Origin of the sequence: Pseudahrensia aquimaris (assembly GCF_042676045.1) — a bacterium.
In the GTDB taxonomy this organism is placed as follows: Bacteria; Pseudomonadota; Alphaproteobacteria; order Rhizobiales; family Rhizobiaceae; genus Pseudahrensia; species Pseudahrensia aquimaris.
In genome coordinates this window covers 426,047-444,126 of the sequence record NZ_JBHTJV010000009.1, presented here as the reverse complement: position 1 = coordinate 444,126, position 18,080 = coordinate 426,047, and the positions used below count along the sequence as shown (strand labels likewise).

The 18,080-nt window shown below is 57.2% G+C and carries 13 protein-coding genes; 2 read left to right on the top strand and 11 right to left on the bottom strand.

The features are described from left to right. Nucleotides 1-51: 51 nt before the first annotated feature. Nucleotides 52-1,059: an NAD-dependent epimerase gene (locus ACFQ14_RS10870; protein ID WP_377212753.1), complete on the top strand. Its 1,008-nt coding sequence runs from the start codon at nt 52-54 to the stop codon at nt 1,057-1,059. On the opposite strand, the gene ACFQ14_RS10865 is transcribed toward ACFQ14_RS10870, so the two are convergent. From ACFQ14_RS10865 to ACFQ14_RS10855, 3 genes are read right to left on the bottom strand one after another with little or no spacing between them, the layout of a single operon-like run. After that, on the bottom strand, nt 1,060-1,956 hold the full coding sequence (locus ACFQ14_RS10865; protein ID WP_377212954.1) for an SDR family oxidoreductase: 897 nt from the start codon (nt 1,954-1,956) through the stop codon (nt 1,060-1,062). Nucleotides 1,957-1,967: 11 nt separating this feature from the next. Beyond that, on the bottom strand, nt 1,968-3,116 hold the full coding sequence (gene queG / locus ACFQ14_RS10860) for a tRNA epoxyqueuosine(34) reductase QueG (RefSeq protein ID WP_377212752.1): 1,149 nt from the start codon (nt 3,114-3,116) through the stop codon (nt 1,968-1,970). Then, a complete protein-coding gene (locus ACFQ14_RS10855; protein WP_377212751.1) occupies nt 3,113-3,805 on the bottom strand; it encodes a glutathione S-transferase family protein in 693 nt (230 codons plus the stop codon). Before ACFQ14_RS10855 ends, queG begins: the two co-directional genes overlap by 4 nt. Nucleotides 3,806-4,003: 198 nt before the next feature. On the opposite strand from ACFQ14_RS10855, the gene ACFQ14_RS10850 reads away from it, so the two are divergent. Further along, on the top strand, nt 4,004-4,831 hold the full coding sequence (locus ACFQ14_RS10850; protein ID WP_377212750.1) for an undecaprenyl-diphosphate phosphatase: 828 nt from the start codon (nt 4,004-4,006) through the stop codon (nt 4,829-4,831). Between the two features lie 5 nt (nt 4,832-4,836). Here ACFQ14_RS10850 and ACFQ14_RS10845 read toward each other — a convergent pair whose 3' ends face one another. The 8 genes from ACFQ14_RS10845 to tsaE form a co-directional block, all read right to left on the bottom strand. Next, nucleotides 4,837-6,849, bottom strand: a complete 2,013-nt coding sequence (locus ACFQ14_RS10845) for a hydantoinase/oxoprolinase N-terminal domain-containing protein (protein ID WP_377212749.1) — start codon at nt 6,847-6,849, stop codon at nt 4,837-4,839. 3 nt (nt 6,850-6,852) lie between these two features. Next, nucleotides 6,853-7,605, bottom strand: coding sequence for a pyrimidine 5'-nucleotidase (locus tag ACFQ14_RS10840; RefSeq protein ID WP_377212748.1), 753 nt, complete (start codon nt 7,603-7,605; stop codon nt 6,853-6,855). Further along, on the bottom strand, nt 7,602-8,513 hold the full coding sequence (gene argB, locus ACFQ14_RS10835) for an acetylglutamate kinase (protein ID WP_377212747.1): 912 nt from the start codon (nt 8,511-8,513) through the stop codon (nt 7,602-7,604). Before argB ends, ACFQ14_RS10840 begins: the two co-directional genes overlap by 4 nt. A gap of 143 nt (nt 8,514-8,656) precedes the next feature. Further along, nucleotides 8,657-8,977, bottom strand: a complete 321-nt coding sequence (trxA, locus tag ACFQ14_RS10830; protein WP_377212746.1) for a thioredoxin — start codon at nt 8,975-8,977, stop codon at nt 8,657-8,659. Nucleotides 8,978-9,104: 127 nt separating this feature from the next. Then, a complete protein-coding gene (gene addA, locus ACFQ14_RS10825) occupies nt 9,105-12,680 on the bottom strand; it encodes a double-strand break repair helicase AddA (RefSeq protein ID WP_377212745.1) in 3,576 nt (1,191 codons plus the stop codon). Then, complete coding sequence (addB, locus tag ACFQ14_RS10820; protein ID WP_377212744.1) at nt 12,677-15,835, bottom strand: double-strand break repair protein AddB; 3,159 nt, start codon at nt 15,833-15,835, stop codon at nt 12,677-12,679. Before addB ends, addA begins: the two co-directional genes overlap by 4 nt. After that, nucleotides 15,832-16,563 carry a nucleotidyltransferase family protein gene (locus ACFQ14_RS10815; protein WP_377212743.1) on the bottom strand — a complete coding sequence of 244 codons (732 nt, stop codon included), beginning with the start codon at nt 16,561-16,563 and terminating at the stop codon, nt 15,832-15,834. The genes addB and ACFQ14_RS10815 overlap by 4 nt, the downstream gene beginning before the upstream one ends. Continuing rightward, nucleotides 16,563-18,080 (bottom strand): tRNA (adenosine(37)-N6)-threonylcarbamoyltransferase complex ATPase subunit type 1 TsaE, encoded by a 1,518-nt coding sequence (gene tsaE / locus ACFQ14_RS10810; RefSeq protein ID WP_377212742.1) that lies wholly within the window; start codon nt 18,078-18,080, stop codon nt 16,563-16,565. The genes ACFQ14_RS10815 and tsaE overlap by 1 nt, the downstream gene beginning before the upstream one ends.

Below are 18,080 nucleotides of genomic sequence, written 5' to 3'. Positions count from 1 at the left end.
CCTAAATTGCGCCGTCATGCGTGGAAATGTCGGGAACTAGGAGAACGCGGGTTGAAAATTCTTGTCACTGGCGTTGCCGGCTTTGTGGGCGCCCATGTTGCACGCGCTTTGCTGGCGGCAGGTCATGATGTTGTTGGACTGGACGATCTCAACAATTACTACGACCCGACGCTGAAACAGGCGCGGCTTGATCGCCTCATTGGACGCGATGCCATTGAGTTTCACGAAATCTCTATAGCCAACCGCGCAGCCATTGATGCCCTGTTTGCGCAACATCGTTTTGACAGAGTGATCCATCTCGCGGCGCAAGCGGGCGTTCGCTATAGTTTGGAGAATCCACAAGCCTACGGTGATTCCAACCTGACAGGCTTTCTCAACATTGTGGAAGCCTGCCGCCAAGCGCAGGTGGCGCATTTGGTTTTTGCATCTTCCAGCAGCGTATATGGGGCCAATGCAAACCAGCCTTTCAGCCCGCACACTCCCACCGAACACCCCCTGTCGCTCTATGCAGCAACGAAAAAAGCCAACGAGATGATGGCTCATTCCTACGCCCATCTTTATGGCCTGCCGTTAACAGGACTGCGGTTTTTCACGGTCTATGGGCCTTGGGGGCGGCCTGATATGGCCTATTTTTCGTTCACCCAAAAAATTCTGGCGGGCGAGACGATCGACGTGTTCAATCAAGGCCAACACGCTCGCGATTTCACTTATATTGATGACATCGTGGAAGGCGTTGTGCGCGTCGCAGACCATATTCCCCACGGCAATCAAAACTGGGACGCACAAGCGCCAGACACCGCAACATCGACTGCACCCTACCGCATTTTCAACATTGGCAATTCAAAGCCCGTACCGCTCATGGAATTCATCGAAACCTTGGAAGCGGCGCTCGGCAAAAAGGCGATAAAGAATTTTTTGCCAATGCAGCCGGGAGATGTGGAGTCCACAAGCGCGGATGTATCAGACTTGCGCAAGGCTGTAGGGTTTTCGCCCGATACGCCGCTGGCAGACGGCATCGCGCAGTTTGTCGATTGGTATCGCGGCTATTTTAAAGCCTGATCACCAGTCTTTTTCGTCCCACATGCGTTGCAGCGCGGTGCGGTAGTCTGGCCAGCGATATTCCAGACCCAAAACAGCCTTCGATTTAGCGTTGGAGACGCGCTTGTTTTCGCCGTAAAACGACCGCGCCATTGGCGACAAGTCTGCCGTCTCGAAATCGATTTCGGGCGGCGGCTCAACGCCCATCAGTTCGTGGGCGAACGTCACCACGTCTTGCGGCGGTGCAGGCAAATCATCCGTGATATTAAAGATGCCGTCCGCGCGTTTGTCCGCCGCCAAGCAAAGCGCCTGTGCGATGTCACCCACATGGATGCGGTTGAACACTTGGCCTTGCTTCACCAGTCGGCGAGATTTGCCCTTTTCAATCGTGCGAAAGGCGTTGCGGCCGGGGCCGTAGATGCCCGAAAGCCGAAACGTGCCAACGGGCAGACCCGTGGCTTCGCCGACCGCCATCCATTCAGCCTCCGCCCGCACCCGCTGCCGCGAACGTTCGGAGGTCGGTTTGGCCGGCGTTGCTTCATCCACCCAGGCGCCGTCATGGTTGCCGTAGACACCAACGGTCGAAAGATAACCGATCCAGCGCAGGCTTGGTGCGGCTTTAGTGAGGCTCAAATCGCCCAATGCTTGCAAGGTTGGGTCAACGATCGCGTCCGGATCGTCGGCTTCTGCCCGAGGTGGAGCGATGGACACGATCAGATGCGTGACCTTGCCTAATGCCTGTTCCAAAGCAGGGCTCAAATTAGCGCCATCAAACACAATCGGCGTGATGCCAAGCTCTTCCAAACGTGCAGCTTTATCGTCAGACCGGGTCGTGCCGAAAACAGTAGCGCCATGTTTCAATGCCGTTTGAGCGATGGCTGTGCCAGAAAATCCGGCACCCAAAACCAGCATATTCATCGCGTTGTTGCTCATCGCTTTTCCACCATCGCCCATTCGTCCAAGACCTGCTCGTCCCGCTCCATTTCCCGGTGCTTCGCGTAGCGCTGCATTGCATCAGGCACAAGCTCTCCCAACGCCCATACCGCCGCACCGCGCACCAAAGGGTCAGGATCGCTGAGATGCTGCTCCACATGCTTTGAAAACTGCTGGTCTTCAGTATTTCCCGCAGCAATCAGGCAATTGCGGATAAAGCGATCACGCCCAATCCGCTTCACGGGGGAGCCGGAAAACAAGGCACGGAAAGCCGCATCGTCCAGCGCCAAGAAGGCGCTCAACCGGTCATCCTTTTCGACCACCTGTGTCGCCAGTTTTGCTTCGGTCGCGCTGTTAGCAAACTTGTTCCACGGGCAGACGGCCAAGCAATCATCGCAACCGTAAATTCTATTGCCCATCGGTTTGCGAAACTGGTGCGGAATTGGACCTTTGTGCTCGATGGTGAGATAGGAAATGCAACGGCTGGCATTGATTTGGTAGGGGGCCGGGAATGCCTTGGTGGGGCAGATATCAAGGCAATTGTGGCAAGTTCCGCAGTGGTCCTCCTCGGGTTTGTCTTCGCCGAGATCAAGCGTTGTAAAGATCGAACCCAGAAAGAACCATGAGCCCAGTTCGCGGGAAACGAGGTTTGTGTGCTTGCCTTGCCAGCCAAGCCCGGCCTGCTGGGCGAGGGGCTTTTCCATGACGGGGGCGGTGTCTACGAACACTTTAACCTCGCCCGTTTCGCCCAATTCCGTTGCACGGGAAAGGAGTTTTGCCGCAAGCGTCTTCAGTCTGCCCTTCATGACGTCGTGGTAATCACGGTTGCGTGCGTAGACTGAAATCGCGCCGCGCTCTCGCTGATGCAGAATGTCGAGAGGGTTGTGGTCTGGCCCGTAGTTCATCGCCAACACGATGACAGAACGAGCCTCGCTCCAGAGTGTGCGCGGATGAGCGCGACGCTCGAATGTTTTAGCCAGCCAATCCATCGTGCCGTGGTGACCGTTTGCAATGAAAGTCTGAAGGTTGTCGCCAACCTCGGCAGGCAGGTCTGCGGTGGTGAACGCAACGGCATCGAAGCCTGCTGCCGCCGCTTCCTTGCGCAAGGTGGCGCGCAGCTTTTCGCGTGTGGAAGGCTGCGTCAAAAGTCCAGATCGACGTAGTGTGAAACCGGCGGCAGGCCGCGGAGCCGTTCGGCCAGAAGCGGGCGGAAGGATGGGCGCGACTTCATGCGTGCATACCAGTCTTTCAACGGCTCGTTTTCGCTCCACTCTACTTCGCCCATATAATCCAGCACCGATAATGCGCCCGCAATTGCAAGGTCTGCGAACGTCATATGGTCACCAGCCATCCATTTGCGGGTGGACGCCAAATAGCCAAGATACTGAATGTGATATTTCAAGTTGCCCCGTGCAAAGCGCAGTGCAGACGAATCAGGTGCGCCGCCGCCTGCGCTGGCCGGCATTTGGCGTTTCGTCACGCGCTCCTGCACCAGATAGCGGGTCACTTCGTCTTCCAGCTTCGTCAAAGCCCAATCGACCAAACGGCGCATTTCAGCTCGTGCCATCGTGCCCTCTGGCGTAAGGCGTCGGTCCGGCTTCATAACGCCGTGAGTCTCATCAAGATATTCGCCGATCACGGTTGCGCCAACAACGGGCTGCTGATCGTCTTCAACCAAAACGGGAAGTGAACCAGCCGGATTGAGCCGTAAAAACTCCTCGCGACCTTCCCAGATGTTTTCCAAAGCTAAATTCGGCTCCACACCAAGTTCGCCTAGCGCCAAACGGATTGCACGAGAGCCGGACGACATTGGATGGTGATACAGCACTGTCATATGAGGAATTTCCGCAAGGGTTTGTTTGGTTTTCTGCCGTCGATATGTGATGAGCAAAGCCGTCCAATATGAGGCACTTTGGCCGTGCCATCTTGTGCGATTCGGCTTGCCCCTATAGGAGCCTGACAGCGACACAAACACTTGCTACCACTAGCCGTCAAGGCACGCAGCGGTTGGCGGAAGCATCGGGAACACGCGATGAGCATCGAACAGATTCTCATATTGGCTATCGTGCAGGGGCTTACGGAATTTTTGCCCGTTTCATCCTCCGGCCATCTCATCCTCATTCCCGCCTTCACCGGCTGGTCGGATCAAGGGCTGATCACAGATGTCATGGTCCATGTTGGCTCGCTGTTCGCGGTATTGGTTTACTTCCGCAAAGACGTGATGGGGCTGATCAAAGGCTTCTTTGACATTCTGGCCCGACGGCAAACGCGCAATGCGCAGATGGCCGGTTACATCATCATTGCCACCATTCCCGCGCTCATATTCGGCGCGATCTTGAAATTCTCAGGCGCATCCGCAGCCATGCGCGGTGTGGAGATTGTAGCCTGGAACGCAGTTATCTTCGGTATTCTACTTTACGTCGCAGACGTCGTCGGCAAGCGCGTGAAGACAATGGAAGATATGACCATGCGACCCGCTGTAGTTATCGGCATCGCGCAGGCTTTGGCATTAATCCCCGGTACCAGTCGTTCAGGCATCACGATCACGGCAGCGCGGTTCATGGGCTTTGAACGCGGAGAGGCTGCACGCTTCTCGTTCTTGCTGGGCATTCCCGCGATTTCTGTCGCCGGATTGTTCACCGCGCTTGAAGCATGGCAAGCGGGAACCGGCGTGCCGAGCGACGCGCTCTTGGCTGCTTTCTTCACATTCTTTGCCGCTCTCGCGGCCATCGCTATTCTGATGGCTTTGGTGAAGCGCACTTCGTTTTTGATCTTTGTGTTATATCGGCTGGCTTTGGCGCTGTTGTTGTTCGCCATGCTTTACGATTGGTTCCCCGGCGTCCTGCCGAGCCTCGCTTAAGCCCATTAGCCCACGATGGGCGGACGGCCTGCTGCGACCGCCACTATTGTCGCTTCGATAAGCATATCTCGGCCTTCGAAATCCGCGCGTTTCATGGATTGATCCACAGTTACCACGATTTCCTCCGCGCCTGCCTCGCGGCCCAGCCTGTTGGCCTCGATACGAGCATGTTCTTCGGCAGCAGCGAGCGCCTCGGATTCTTGCGCGAAAGGCAGATCGATGCCCGTCACAGAAAAGCGGCCTTCGACGGGTTGAGTAATGGTGATTTCAACGCGCATGGCGATTTGGCCAACAACCGCTCCGATGGCGTTGGCGACATCGGCGTGTTCGGGAACCACAGCCTGCGTCGCCAAAAGACGCGCGGCACCGGGGTGATACTGGAATGCCGATGCACCAAGGCCGATGAGCGGTTTGGACAGAACCATATCAAAGGCGACATTGGCAGCATTTTCCGCCCCCTCCTGACGCCGATCCAGCGTGTCGCGCACCAGTTCGTGACCGACCAAGGCGGAACCATCGCGGCCATCGATAGACCATGCCGTTTCCAGCACCACTTCGGCAGAACGGCGCTCGACGCGCGCTACAATACGATGGGCGAGATCGAGCGGGTCTTGCGCCAGAGATTGGCCAGATCCATCGCGGCGGCGGGCGAAGAGCTGCAGGGTTTTCAGCGCCGCATCCCCGTCCCAAATATCGTTTCTGCCCAGCGCGTGCATGGCGTCCGATGGGGTAAGACCAGCGACCATGACCAAGCCCCGCCCCACCAATCGGGCGAGAGCGGCTGCCTGAGCATTGCCCTCTAGCACCTGATCGAGCGCAATGGGCTCATGGTCCAACTTGTCGAATAGGCGACGTTCACCATCAGACAGACCAGCATCAATGCCGCTGCCCGAGCGAAAGGCAAAACGTGCATCGTGACGTCCGTTGAGGACGGATTTCAACTGCCGGTCGAGCGCGGCATGAACCGCATCTGCGTGCTGACTGGCAGTCAGGCTGACGGGCACCAAACGGCGCGGACCGAGGGTTATCTGAGGAGCCAAGGCAGACCCTCCAGTTCCCACTTCAGAGTCGCCACCAAGACCAAACGTGTGCATCGCAACGGCCTCAACCATTGTGCGGAAGCCGCCAACCGTCGCGCCGCGGTCATCGATCTTGGGGCGACCGTCTTGCAGCAAAGCGATATCAGAAGTTGTGCCGCCAATATCGTTGACGAAGGCATTGTCGAGGCCTGTGAGGAAACGCGCGCCAACAAGGCTCGCAGCAGGGCCGGACAGGATGGTTTCAATGGGACGTCTGGTGGCGAAATCTGCGCCTACCAAAGCACCATCGCCACGCACGACCATAACGGGCGCTGTGACCCCCGCTTCGTCCAGCGTGCGGCGGGTGGCGGCGATGAGGCGGGTTATCATCGGAACAAGCCGAGCGTTCAGAACCGTTGTCAACGCACGTTTTGGGCCGTTCAATTTGGCCGATAATTCGTGAGAGCAGGTGACGGCCTTTCCGGTTCGCTCCGCAATGAAATCGCGCACTGCGCGTTCATGGGCTGGATTGCGCACGGCAAAATATCCTGCGACCGCGAAGCCGGATACACTTTCAGTAAGCACACCGATCTGCGCTTCAAGAGGAGCCAGATCCAGTTCCGCCGCCTGTGCTCCGTGGGTGGTGTGGCCCCCTGCGAGGTGAATCACAGGATCGGAACCCAAGGCCTCTGCCAGTCCTGCTTTGTCTAAGTCACGCGGCTCAAAGCCAATGGCGATAAGCGCAACGCGCCCGCCTTGCCCTTCCACCAACGCATTTGTGGCCAGCGTGGTGGACAGTGACACCAACCCTATTTCGGAGGCGGAACGACCTGACGTTTCAATAGCTTTTTGCGCCGCACCGGCCAAACCAATGGCGAGATCATGCCGCGTCGTGAGAGCCTTGGCTTTGGCGATAACACGAGGCTGGCCTTCGCCGATTTCCAGCAGTGCAGCATCGGTAAAGGTGCCGCCTGTATCCAGCCCCAAAAGCAGCGCCATGGGTCAGGTATCGCTCGTAGCGGGCTGAATTTCAAACGCTTGCAGAACATCCGCCAAGAAAACGTCGAGATCATCGGTGGCAAAGTCGATTGCCGCATCGTTCTCTACCTTATGTTCCCAGTCTTCAGCGGAATGCTCTGATCCACGGGCGGGAACAACCAAGACCGTGCGCATAGAGAGCGTCTTTGGCACATCCAGATTGCGCGGCATGTCTTCGAACATCGCAGCCTTTGTCGGGTCGACCGCATGTTCGGACATGAACTTATGATACGGCTCCACTTCGGGCTTCGGCATTAAATTACTGGCGACGATATCGAACACACCATCGAAATGCTCGGTGATTCCCAGCCTATCGGTTGTGCGCTTTGCATGGGGCACATCACCGTTGGTGAAAATGTGTTTGCGGCCCGGCAAGGCAGCGATCAGTGCGCCCAGAGCTGGATTTGGCTCAACGGGCGAGTAGTCGATGTCATGGACCTTATCGAGGAAGTCATGTGGATCAATGTGATGCTCTTCCATAAGGCCGCGCAGGGTGGTGCCATATTTGCGGTACATATCTTTTTGCACCTTGCGGGCTTCATCCTTGGGCTTGCCAAGAAGTTCGGACACATAGTCCGTCATTTTCCAATCGATCTGCGCAAACAAATCGCAATGGCGGGGATAAAGTGTGTTGTCGAGGTCAAACACCCATTCGCGCACATGGCCGAAGGCAGTTGAGAGTTCTTCAGGCGTATGGGCTTTGTACGGCGCGGTCATCGGACGATCAGCGTCCCTGCGCCGTGGTTGGTGAAGAGTTCCAGCAGCACCGCATGGGGCACTTTGCCGTTGACGATCACCACCCCTTCAACGCCCTTGTTGAGCGCTTCGATGCAGGTTTGCACTTTCGGTATCATGCCGCCGGAAATGGTGCCGTCATCCATAAGGGCTTTCGCTTCCTTTACGGTAAGCTGTGCGATCAACTTGCCGTCTTTATCCAACACACCAGGAACGTCAGTCAGGAACAACAGGCGCTGGGCGTCCATTGCACCGGCAATGGCTCCCGCAAACGTATCGGCGTTGACGTTGTAAGTCTCGTTGTCATCGCCCAGTGCAACGGGTGCAATGACGGGAATGAGGCCGGAATGGGCAACCATTTCCAGCACTGTAATGTCGATGGATTTCGGCTCGCCCACGAACCCCAGATCAATGATCTGTTCAATATTGGAATCTGGATCACGCTGAGTGCGCTTGGCCTTGACGACGCGCACCATGTTGCCGTCCTTGCCGCACAGGCCGATGGCTTTAGCACCTTCGGCGTTGAAATCGGCAACGATGCGCTTGTTGAGCGAACCAGCCAACACCATTTCTACCACCTCAATCGTGGCTTTATCGGTCACGCGCAGGCCGTTTTTGAACTCGCTTTTGATACCCACTTTTTCGAGCATCGCGCCAATTTGCGGGCCGCCACCATGGACGACGATGGGTTCGACGCCCGACTGGCGCAGCAGCGCTACGTCGCGGGCAAAGGCGCGGCCAAGGTCTTGGTCACCCATAGCGTGACCACCGTATTTGATGACAACCGTCTTGCCTTCATAGGCTTGCATGAAAGGCAAAGCCTCGGAGAGCAGAGCAGCTTGCAAATCTCCGTCGACGACGGCGGAAGCGGATTTGGGTTTTTCTGACATCATCGTTCCGGCAGTTTGTGGTGGCGATTGCCTACACCACTACCGGCGGCTTCAAAAGAGGGCAAAACGTGCGATGTGATTTGGCGGTGAAACAAAAAGCCCGGCACAGGGCCGGGCTTTTTATTCGTGCATTTCGCATCCACTTAGATTTCGCTGGAAATCCAGTCAGCGAGCGAGTTCTTAGGGGCTGCACCGACTTTAATCGCCGTTGGCTCGCCGTCTTTGAACATCAGCAGAGTGGGAATCGAGCGCACGCCGAACTGGGCTGCAAGATCAGGGTTCTCGTCCATGTTGATCTTGGCGATCTTCACCTTGTCGCCCATCTCGTTGGAAATTTCTTCCAGGCTTGGCGCAATCATTTTGCATGGTCCGCACCATTCAGCCCAAAAATCCACCACAACGGGAGTGTCTGAGTTGAGCACGTCTGATTCAAAGTTGGCGCTGTCGATTTTTACGGTAGCCATATCGGTCTCCTTCGTATCCGCCCGCGCCACTGTTGGATCGTGACTTTATGCAGAGGGAATCGGTTTGGTATCCTCGTTCGGGCGGAACGTAGGGAGCGCGGTATGGCGGGTCAAGGCGAAGTCGGCATCACAGTGCAGTGAGTATGGCGAGAGCCGCATCCAGCGCGTCGGCGGGCAATTCCATCAGACGCGGTCCTTGCGGCGCATGGGTCCAGATGAGGGCTGCCCGAACGGGCTTTTGAGGGTAAATACGCGAAACCAACGCCCGATAGAGCGCCATTTGGGTGACGTAATCGGGGGAAACATCTTCCACGGTTTGCGGCGGATGGGTGCCGGTCTTGAAATCGAGCAGCATGACGTGATCATCACAAACCGCGAGCCTGTCGATGGTTCCCGATACCGGGCGCGGTCCGGACGCCAAGTCGATACGGCCCATGACGGGCAATTCTGCGCGGCTGCTGCGCGGGTCGAACCATTGGGCGAAATCGGGGTTTTCCACCACGTCTACGATGGTTTTCAGCATGGCATCAGTTTGCACGGGCGTGGCTTCCGGCAAGGCGGCAGCAAGATAGGCGCTGGCTTTCTCGAATCGCCCTTCGGCATCGAGATCAGGCCAGACCTGCAACAATTTGTGGATGGCCGTTCCCCGTCGCCGCGCGAAGGGTGCTTGGGGCGATTCTTCCTGCTCCAGACCTTCCAGCACGGAAGGAAACGCTTCGTCTTGCGCCAGATGCTCTTCGATCAATGCTTGCGCGCCAGACGGGGCAAGAGGACGGGGCAGCGCACGTTCACGCGGCATGCGGTGACCCATCCAGGCCGGAAGTGCGGTACGGGGGATGGCCGATTTCAGCTTTTTCTCGACAATCGTGCTGCTGTCCGCTTTCAAATCAGATGTCATCCGGTAGACCGGAATTTCCGGGTTCAGCCCTTCAACCTCCTCGAGATCATCGGCAAGCGCCTCTTTCACCATCGCGTGCCAGTTGGGCATTGGATTGCGGCCCTTGGATTTATAGCCGCACAGGATCAGGCGGTCTTCGGCGCGGGTCATTCCGACATAGAGCAAGCGACGGTATTCCTGTTCAGCGAGCTCTTTCACGCGAGCTTCTGCAGCGGCGGACATTGCGCCATGATCGCTTTTCGAGGGCGCCCAAACATATGCCCGGCGCGGGTCAGAATCGTCTTCGGAACCAATGCGATAGAGCGCGGGACGGTTTTGAGCGATGTAGGCTTCAGATGATTTATCGACGAGGAAAACGATGGGCGCTTCCTGGCCCTTGGCTGCGTGCACGGTCATCACCCGAACTTCGCCACGCCCTTCGGCCAATTCGCGCTTGAGTTCCGCATTGCCCATTTCGAGCGCTTCAAGAAAACCGTGAAGGCCCGGCAGGCCCGATTGTTCGTGTTTTAGGGCGAGCGCGAGGAAAGCATCCAGAACATCCTCTGCCTCCGGCCCTAACCGAGCATAGAGCTTGCGGCGACCCCGATCATCGCCCAGAATTCTGGCGTAGAATTCATAGACAGGCATGGCGTCCGCCCGTTCCATCCAACGGGTGAGCAGACGGTGCGCCTGTGCGAATGCGGGCTTTGGCCCGTCGGCTCTCGTTGCTTCCATTTCGAGTGATTCAAATAATGTTTGCTCGTCATGCCGATTGAGCGCCAGTTCCATCAGATCATCTTCGGACACGTCAAAAAGCGGACTGCGCAGCAGGGCGGCAAGCGACAGATCGTCTTGCGGCGTGAGCATCACATTGCCGAGCGCGATCATGTCTTTGACCGCGATGTGGTCGGTCACCGCCAGCCTGTCCGTACCTGCAACAGGGATGGCTCGCTCTTTCAAGGCGCGGGAGAGCGCGGGGATGAACGTGTCGCGCGAACGGACCAGAACGATGATGTCGCCGGCCGTAATCGGGCGCGGTTGGTTGTCGGTGTCGCGAGGATAGATCAACTCTTTGCGGGCAATCCAATCGGCGATCTGTTGAGCGACGGCTTCGGCAAGTTGAACCGATTGATGAGGCTTGCCGTCATCGCCCATCGGCGCAGTCCAGTCGGTCGGCACTTCCAGCGTATCGCCTTCAATTCGATCCCAAATCTCGACGCAGCCCGGCGCTTTGCTGCGCAAGGCTGTGTGGCCGTCATAGCTTCCATCGGAGGTCAAACCCTCCCGGTTGGACGGTTCATCAAAAACCTTATCGACAGCATTCAGCACATCCGGAGTGGAACGAAACGACAGATTGAGTTTAGCGGGTTGGAATATCTTTCCCGCACCCGTTGCTTGCTTTTGGAACAGGCGCCGCTGATCAGAGAAACTCTGAGGTCGTGCGCCTTGGAAGGAATATATGGACTGCTTCTCGTCACCCACAGCGAAGATTGTGCGGTGGGGGCCACTTGCACCTTCGCCTGCAAAAAACTCCTCAACAAGTGCATTCACGATCGACCATTGTTGCGGGCTCGTGTCCTGTGCCTCGTCCAGCAAAACATGGTCGATGCCAAGATCGAGTTTATAAAGCACCCAAGCGCGCGCCTCTTTGCGCAGCAGCAGATCAGCAGTGCGGGCAATCAGGTCGTTGAAATCCAGCTGTCCTCGGCTGCGCTTCAGCTGGCGATAGCGTTTCAACATCGCTTCACCAAGAACCATGAGGTTCTTTGTCTCGACGATCTGGGCAAGTGTGCGAAGCAACACATTGCCTTGGCTCAATTGACCGGCAACAGCCAATAATGTCTCGCGAATGTGCGGAATCGCATCACCGATCCGTTTTGAAACAATCGAACCCTTGGCAAAGGGTTCACCGTCTTTTTTGAGAAGAGCGGCGCACAAGGCTCTATAACGGTCCTCTAGGTTGTCAGTGCCTAGATAAGCGCGAATGTTGTTTGCCAAGCGCATTTCGCCCGCAGGCTGTTTGGCATTGTCTGCGGCGGTATTTGCGAGCGAGCGCCATTCGTCGTCACTCAATGGCAAGCCATTCAAAACGCGGCGGCGAACGTCATCAGCCGTCTCATCCGGGCCCACATTCATAGCGCGGCGTGTCGCACGTTCTGCCTGCTGTGCACCGCCCGCAGCGTCAAGCCAACCAAGAATTTCCTCGCGGCGCGAGACCAGTTCATCCATCACATTGCCGATGGCATGGTCGCTGGCAAAAGCCATGATGGCTGCGAACGCATCAGCCAAGTCCGGCGCGTTGCCGCTTTCGGCGCGTAGTATCACCCAGCGCCGTGCCTCTTCCATCAAGGCACTCTCGTCAGCCGGATCAAGCACCGTGAAGTTGCCCGCCACATTGGCCTCCAACGGAAACTGGTGCAGCAGAGCCTCGCAGAAAGCGTGGATGGTTTGGATTTTCAGTCCACCTGGCGTTTCCAGAGAACGGGCAAACAACGTGCGGGCGTAGAGAACATCTGCTGGCCGAATGTCGGGGCCTTGCAGCCGCACCAATTGCTCGCGCAGTTTATCATCATCCATCACCGACCATTCGCCCAACGTTTTGAACACCCTCTTGGCCATTTCGCCAGCGGCGGTCTTGGTAAATGTCAGCGCCAGAATGCGTGACGGATTTACGCCCTGAAGCAACAGCCGCACCACGCGATTGGCCAGAACATGGGTCTTGCCCGAGCCGGCATTGGCGGACACCCAAGCGGACAGATCGGGGTTTGACGCCAGCGCCTGTTGCCTTAGCGTCTCGTCGGGGATGAGCTTGAAAAGTTCGCTCATGCTCCATCCTCGTCGCTCGAATAGGCCCATTCGCGCACACGGGCGACGTGGTCGTAAGAGCTCTCAAATTGACGGCCCTTGTGGATACGGGCTTTAGAAACATAAGGCTTTGCCGGGTCGGCATAGGCTGTGATCAGCGCAAGCAATTGCTCCCATGCCCGTTCGCCAAGTTCGTGTGAGGTCTCATCTTTTCCTTCAAGAAGATCTATCTTCAACTCTTTGGCGGGCCGCAGACGGATATAACCCAGCGATGATGTTTGCCTTGCGCCAACGGCTTTAAAGGCACCGCGCGCGACCATTGCAGCTTCCAACGGCAATTGCGGCGAATAGAGTTTTCGGGCGTTCTCCGCGCTTGGATTGCCGGACGTCTTATAATCGAAAATCGCAAGCGTGCCATCGAGTTTCACATCAATGCGGTCTGCGCGGCCGGACAAGGTGAACCCGTAACCGTCTATCTCCAGCTGAGCGTGGAGCTCAATGTGGAACTTCTTCACGTCCGCACGATAGCTGTTGTGCCAATCAATAAATTGCTCACCGATCACATCAAAGCGGGGCCGCCAGAGTGCAGCGATCTCTAACGGCACGATGCTAGAAGAAAACCGGCGATCAGCAATTTCGCGCAAAGCCTGCTGAGCCTTGAGCGGGTCTTCTATCCGCGGATATTCACGGATGAAGTCTTCAAAGATGGAATGATACAAAGTGCCTTTCTCGCGGGCATCGGCATCACGAGAAAGAGGGTCCAGCGCCTGCAAATGGAGAATTTTCTTCGCGTAGATCGCATAAGGATCGTTCACCCAAGTCTCCACCTCGGTCACGCTCATGCGCTTGGGGCGCTTGGCGAGCGGGGGCACAGGCGCGGGGCGCGGCGCTGGAACGGGTGGGCCAGCGGGTTCGTCAATTTGCATGGTCCAATCGAGGAATGATCGACCTGCCTGGACAACCGCCCGCTCCACCGAATTGCCCCCGACGATTAGTAAGCGTTGAAGCCATCGCGATGCGATGGTTGGTGCGTTGTCGGTGCGAATAGATCGGGTGAGGACCACATCTTCCATGCCCAACAGCATCTGAAAGTCGTGGGCGGCCAAACCGGTACGCCGCTCCGGCGGGGGTAGGCCGAGCTCGGCTTTCATCGGGCGCGAAAGAAACGGGTCGTTTCGTGCGGAAGCCGGCCAAGAGCCTTCGTTCAACCCACCCAAAACCACGCGATCATAGGTCTGTAACCGCGCTTCGAGCGGACCAAGAATCGACACGCGCGGATGCGTTCCGCCATTGGGGCGCACAACACGGCTGGCTAAAAAGGCATCGAAAACATCCGGCCATTCGACAGGGTCCAACTCGGTCGCATCCATCTGATCGGCGAGATCGGTCAAAAAAGCGCACAGCGCAGTTCCCTCTTCATCTTTGTAGAGGTGCTTGAGGCTTTGCTCTTCGTCTGCACCACACGCTTCGATGAGAGCGATTGTGCGCCTTGTATGCTCTGCGAAAGTTGTGGTTGTGAGCGGTGCGAAAATGGTGTCGATCTGCTCCGCCAACCAGCCCGCATCGTCCCAGTCTTCGTCGGTGAACCGGGAGACAGGCCAAGGCGCGCGTTCTTCGTCGTCGCCTTTGTTTTTGTTCTCGTGCAGGTTTTTGATTTTCGCCAGACGGGCGGCAAGTGTTCCCGGCACAGGCGGCTGCACCGCGCCACGCAGAACCGAAAGCTCCAACATACGGGCTGCGTTGCGAGCACGGGCCGTTTCTGCACCAAACAAGGCGAGGGGATGTTTGATAAGGCTGACCAGTGCGCTGGGATCAGCAGGGGTAAAGGCCACCTGCAACACGAGGCGGGCAAACGCTCCGTGGGCACGGTTGCGCAAAGGTTGACCGGCAGAGTCATCCACGTCCAACCCAAAACGACGCAACTCGACAGCAACCCTGCGGGCAAGATTCCTGTCAGGCGTCACCAAAGCGGCGGTGTGCGCGGGATTTTCCACCTTTTCGCGCAAGGCGAGAGCAATCGCCAACGCTTCTTCGCGTTCGCCCGGCGCTTCGACAAGCGCTATGCCTTCGAATGCTCGTTCGCGCTGTTCGTCAGAAAAAGTTTCATGAAGAACCGACCATTTGCCCGTCGCCGTGGAAGGCAGCAGAGCAGCAGAGACGATCTCTTCACGGACACGCGCATAGCCTATGCCGGTGTCGTCCGCCCCGCCGAGATAAACCACATCGGCACGGGTCTTGCCCAAGCGGTCGATTAGCCGTTTCAAACCATATTGCGGATGCCCCGGTGCCGTGCCGCCATCGTCTCGATCGTTGTCGGGCAGATCGACTTTGGCCCAATCTTCGTCATGCATCGTGCGGTCTAGACCCGGCAGGATAACGACGCCGTTGGGCATGTGGGCAATGGTGTCGAGCAAGTCTGCAGTCGCAGGTATTGAACCCGTGGAACCCGCCGCAATCACTGGACCCCGCGAACCCTTAGAGCGATAGATTTCGGCCTGCGCACGCAGCCATGTCGCACGAAGACTTGCGCCATCCACGGCACCGCGCTCGTTCAGATAACTGGGCCAGGCCTTGGTTGCGATTTTGAGAAATTCGAGCGTCAATTTCCACCAATCGGCATAACCGCGCTCATCGGGCACCAGATCATCAAGGGCTTCCCAGTCAACCTCTTCGGTAGAAACCATATCCATCAGTCGCGCGAGATCTTGGGCGAACCATGCGGCATCAGCGAAGGAGGCGGGCATCAGGATTTCTTGACCAGAATAGATTTCCCGCTGGGCGTCGTTGAGCGAATCGCTCCAAGCCGAAATCATTTGTGCCAGAACGGTCTGGCGTTCTAGAGAGCCGATAGGCTCTTGCGCTAACAAGGCTGAATAGTTGGCACCATCACCGTCTCTTTCAAAAAAATAGCCGTCTTCATCCACATCGCCCAAAGCGCGAATAGAAGGCAGCAAAGCGGCTTGGCCGTCCAGACGGCTGACAAATTCCGTTGCCAGCGCCCGTGCGGCGCGACGGGTCGGTACCCAGATCGTAGCGTCAGCCAGAGCAAGCGGGTCGTGGCCGGGGTGGAAGCCGTCGATCAACCGTCCATGGATCAGCGCATCAACCAGCGTGGGAAGAAACGAAGCACCCGGTGGAATGGAAACAACGCTTCGAGACCGTTCGAATTCGCTCATGCTGCCTGTGTGCGGGCAATTGCCGCCTCGGCTTCAGGGATCGCGTCGGGCGTGCCCACATGCAGCCACAAACCGTCGAGCACTTGGCCGAACAGGCGACCACGAGAGAGGGCGTCATCAAATTGGCGGTTGAGGGAAAAGGCCGGTTCGGCGATTCCGTCGAACAATTCAGTCTTCACGATGAAAGCACCAGCATACGCAAAAGGGGCGGTTTCCGCCTCGCCCCGGCGCGTAAGCTGGCCTGCATCGTTTTGGAAGAAATCGCCGGGTCCATCAAAGCCGATAGCGCTTTCGCGCTCTGCCAACAACATGAGCATATCCATGCGCTCCGGATCCCACGTATCGCGCAGCATTGTGAGATTTGAACGTGAATTGTCGACCCAAAACGAGTCTGCGTTCAGCACGAAAATTGTATCGGAAGCGAAATGGTTCAACCCATTTACCACCCCACCACCAGAATCGAGCAGTTCTGCGCGTTCGTCTGAAATGGTGATGCGCGGTGCCGTGCGCTTGGCACAATGAGCCTCAATTTGGTCGGCCAGATAATGGACGTTGACGACGGTGTGGTTCACACCACCTTTATCGAGTGCGTTGAGCGCGTGATCGAGCAGAGTTACGCCCGCAACCTGTACCAAAGGCTTGGGGATCGTGTCCGTGATCGGCTTCATGCGGGTGCCAAGGCCAGCAGCCAACAAAAAGGCTTCATCTATTGGGAACGTTTGGGGCATTAGCTCGGGCGACCTCCGGCCAGTTCTTCATCCACCCACGCTTTCAATTCGGCCAAAGCCGGATGGCGCAGGGTGCGAGCGAGATAATCTTCCATTCGCGGCAGATGGGCAAGGTAGCTGTGCTTCCCGTCGCGCTTCGAAAGGCGAACAAAGATACCCAGAATTTTGGTTACCCGCTGCGCGCCCATAATTGCGTAGGCGGCGCGGAAAGCCCCTTCGTCAAACGCGCCAAGTCTAGTGCGTTCACTGCAATAGCGATCCGCAAGGCTGCTTTCCAATTCTTCGCTCACGTTCACACGGGCATCCAGTGCAAGGGCTGCTACGTCATAGGCACTTGGGCCAATCACCGCGTCTTGGAAATCGATCAAGCCGATGCGATCGCTGCCTTTGGCATCACCGCGCCAGATGATGTTTGGCGAGTGAAAATCGCGCAGGACCAAGTGCTTCTCGGCACTTTCAAGCCGCTCGATCAGGCCAGCCCAAATGGCGGTAAAACGGTTATAGGCTGCCGCAGATAAGGGTTTGCCGAGAGCGTGCTCAGCATACCATTGCGGCAACAGATCAACCTCGATCGCAAGAGCTTCGCCATCGTAGGGCGGTACGGAATATTTCGTGCCATCCGGCAATCCTGCTTCGTGGGCAATGGCGTTGGCATGGAATGCAACCAGCATGTCGATTGACGCTTCATAGCGCTCGGAGATCGGATTGCGGTTTTCGTCTACAATCGCGCCTACACCCAAATTTTCGATCAGCAGAATTCCGGCTTCCAGATCGGCAACATGGATTTGTGGTGCCCGAAATCCGGCGTCGGTGAGGATTTTCTGAACGCCATAAAAGGCCGTCATATCCTCCGCCAAATGGGCTATCTGGCTGTAGGGTTTGCCATCGCGAATGGGCGGACCATCGGGCTGCGGCGGGGCGTTCATCAGGATGATTGATGGGCCATCACCATGGCGTATCGTCTCGTAAGAACGGGTGGACGCATCACCGGTCAGAAAGCGCCGCTGGGCTGCGGGTCTATCATTTGCATCAAGGAAATGACGAATTTCAAGAGAGCGTCCAAGACGTTCCAGTGCCGCCGCATTGCCGCTGATCGTGCAAAGTCTGCTGTCGTCGTCCCGCACTTCCAAGCGAATTGCAAGCGTGGCGTCGCTGTTGGCAATCGCGCCCTTATCGGGCCATTCAACCAGCGCGACGCCCTTGGCGAGGGCGTCGTCGAGGCCGAGTTCATCCAACTCTCGCGGATCGACCAAACGGTAGAGATCAAAATGGGCCAGCGCGCCAAAATGGAGATTTTCATAGGGTTGCATCAGCGTGAATGTTGGACTTGGCACTTCCAGTTCGGCATCGTCCGCAGCAGCACGGATGAGGGCGCGGGCGAGCGAGGTTTTGCCAGCACCCAAGTCCCCTGACAACGTCACCAGATCACCCAAACGAAGCGCTAGAGCCAAGTCTTCACCAAATTGTGCGGTGGCCCGCTCGTCGGCAAGTTCAATGGTGAGATCAGTCTTTGCCAA

Excerpts from the sequence above, each read along its gene's own strand:
- ACFQ14_RS10865 (WP_377212954.1), bottom strand. The coding sequence starts at position 1,956 with ATGAATATGCTGGTTTTGGGTGCCGGATTTTCTGGCACAGCCATCGCT.
- ACFQ14_RS10855 (WP_377212751.1), bottom strand. The coding sequence starts at position 3,805 with ATGACAGTGCTGTATCACCATCCAATGTCGTCCGGCTCTCGTGCAATC.
- ACFQ14_RS10850 (WP_377212750.1), top strand. The coding sequence starts at position 4,004 with ATGAGCATCGAACAGATTCTCATATTGGCTATCGTGCAGGGGCTTACG.
- ACFQ14_RS10845 (WP_377212749.1), bottom strand. The coding sequence starts at position 6,849 with ATGGCGCTGCTTTTGGGGCTGGATACAGGCGGCACCTTTACCGATGCT.
- ACFQ14_RS10840 (WP_377212748.1), bottom strand. The coding sequence starts at position 7,605 with ATGACCGCGCCGTACAAAGCCCATACGCCTGAAGAACTCTCAACTGCC.
- argB (WP_377212747.1), bottom strand. The coding sequence starts at position 8,513 with ATGTCAGAAAAACCCAAATCCGCTTCCGCCGTCGTCGACGGAGATTTG.
- trxA (WP_377212746.1), bottom strand. The coding sequence starts at position 8,977 with ATGGCTACCGTAAAAATCGACAGCGCCAACTTTGAATCAGACGTGCTC.
- addA (WP_377212745.1), bottom strand. The coding sequence starts at position 12,680 with ATGAGCGAACTTTTCAAGCTCATCCCCGACGAGACGCTAAGGCAACAG.
- addB (WP_377212744.1), bottom strand. The coding sequence starts at position 15,835 with ATGAGCGAATTCGAACGGTCTCGAAGCGTTGTTTCCATTCCACCGGGT.
- ACFQ14_RS10815 (WP_377212743.1), bottom strand. The coding sequence starts at position 16,563 with ATGCCCCAAACGTTCCCAATAGATGAAGCCTTTTTGTTGGCTGCTGGC.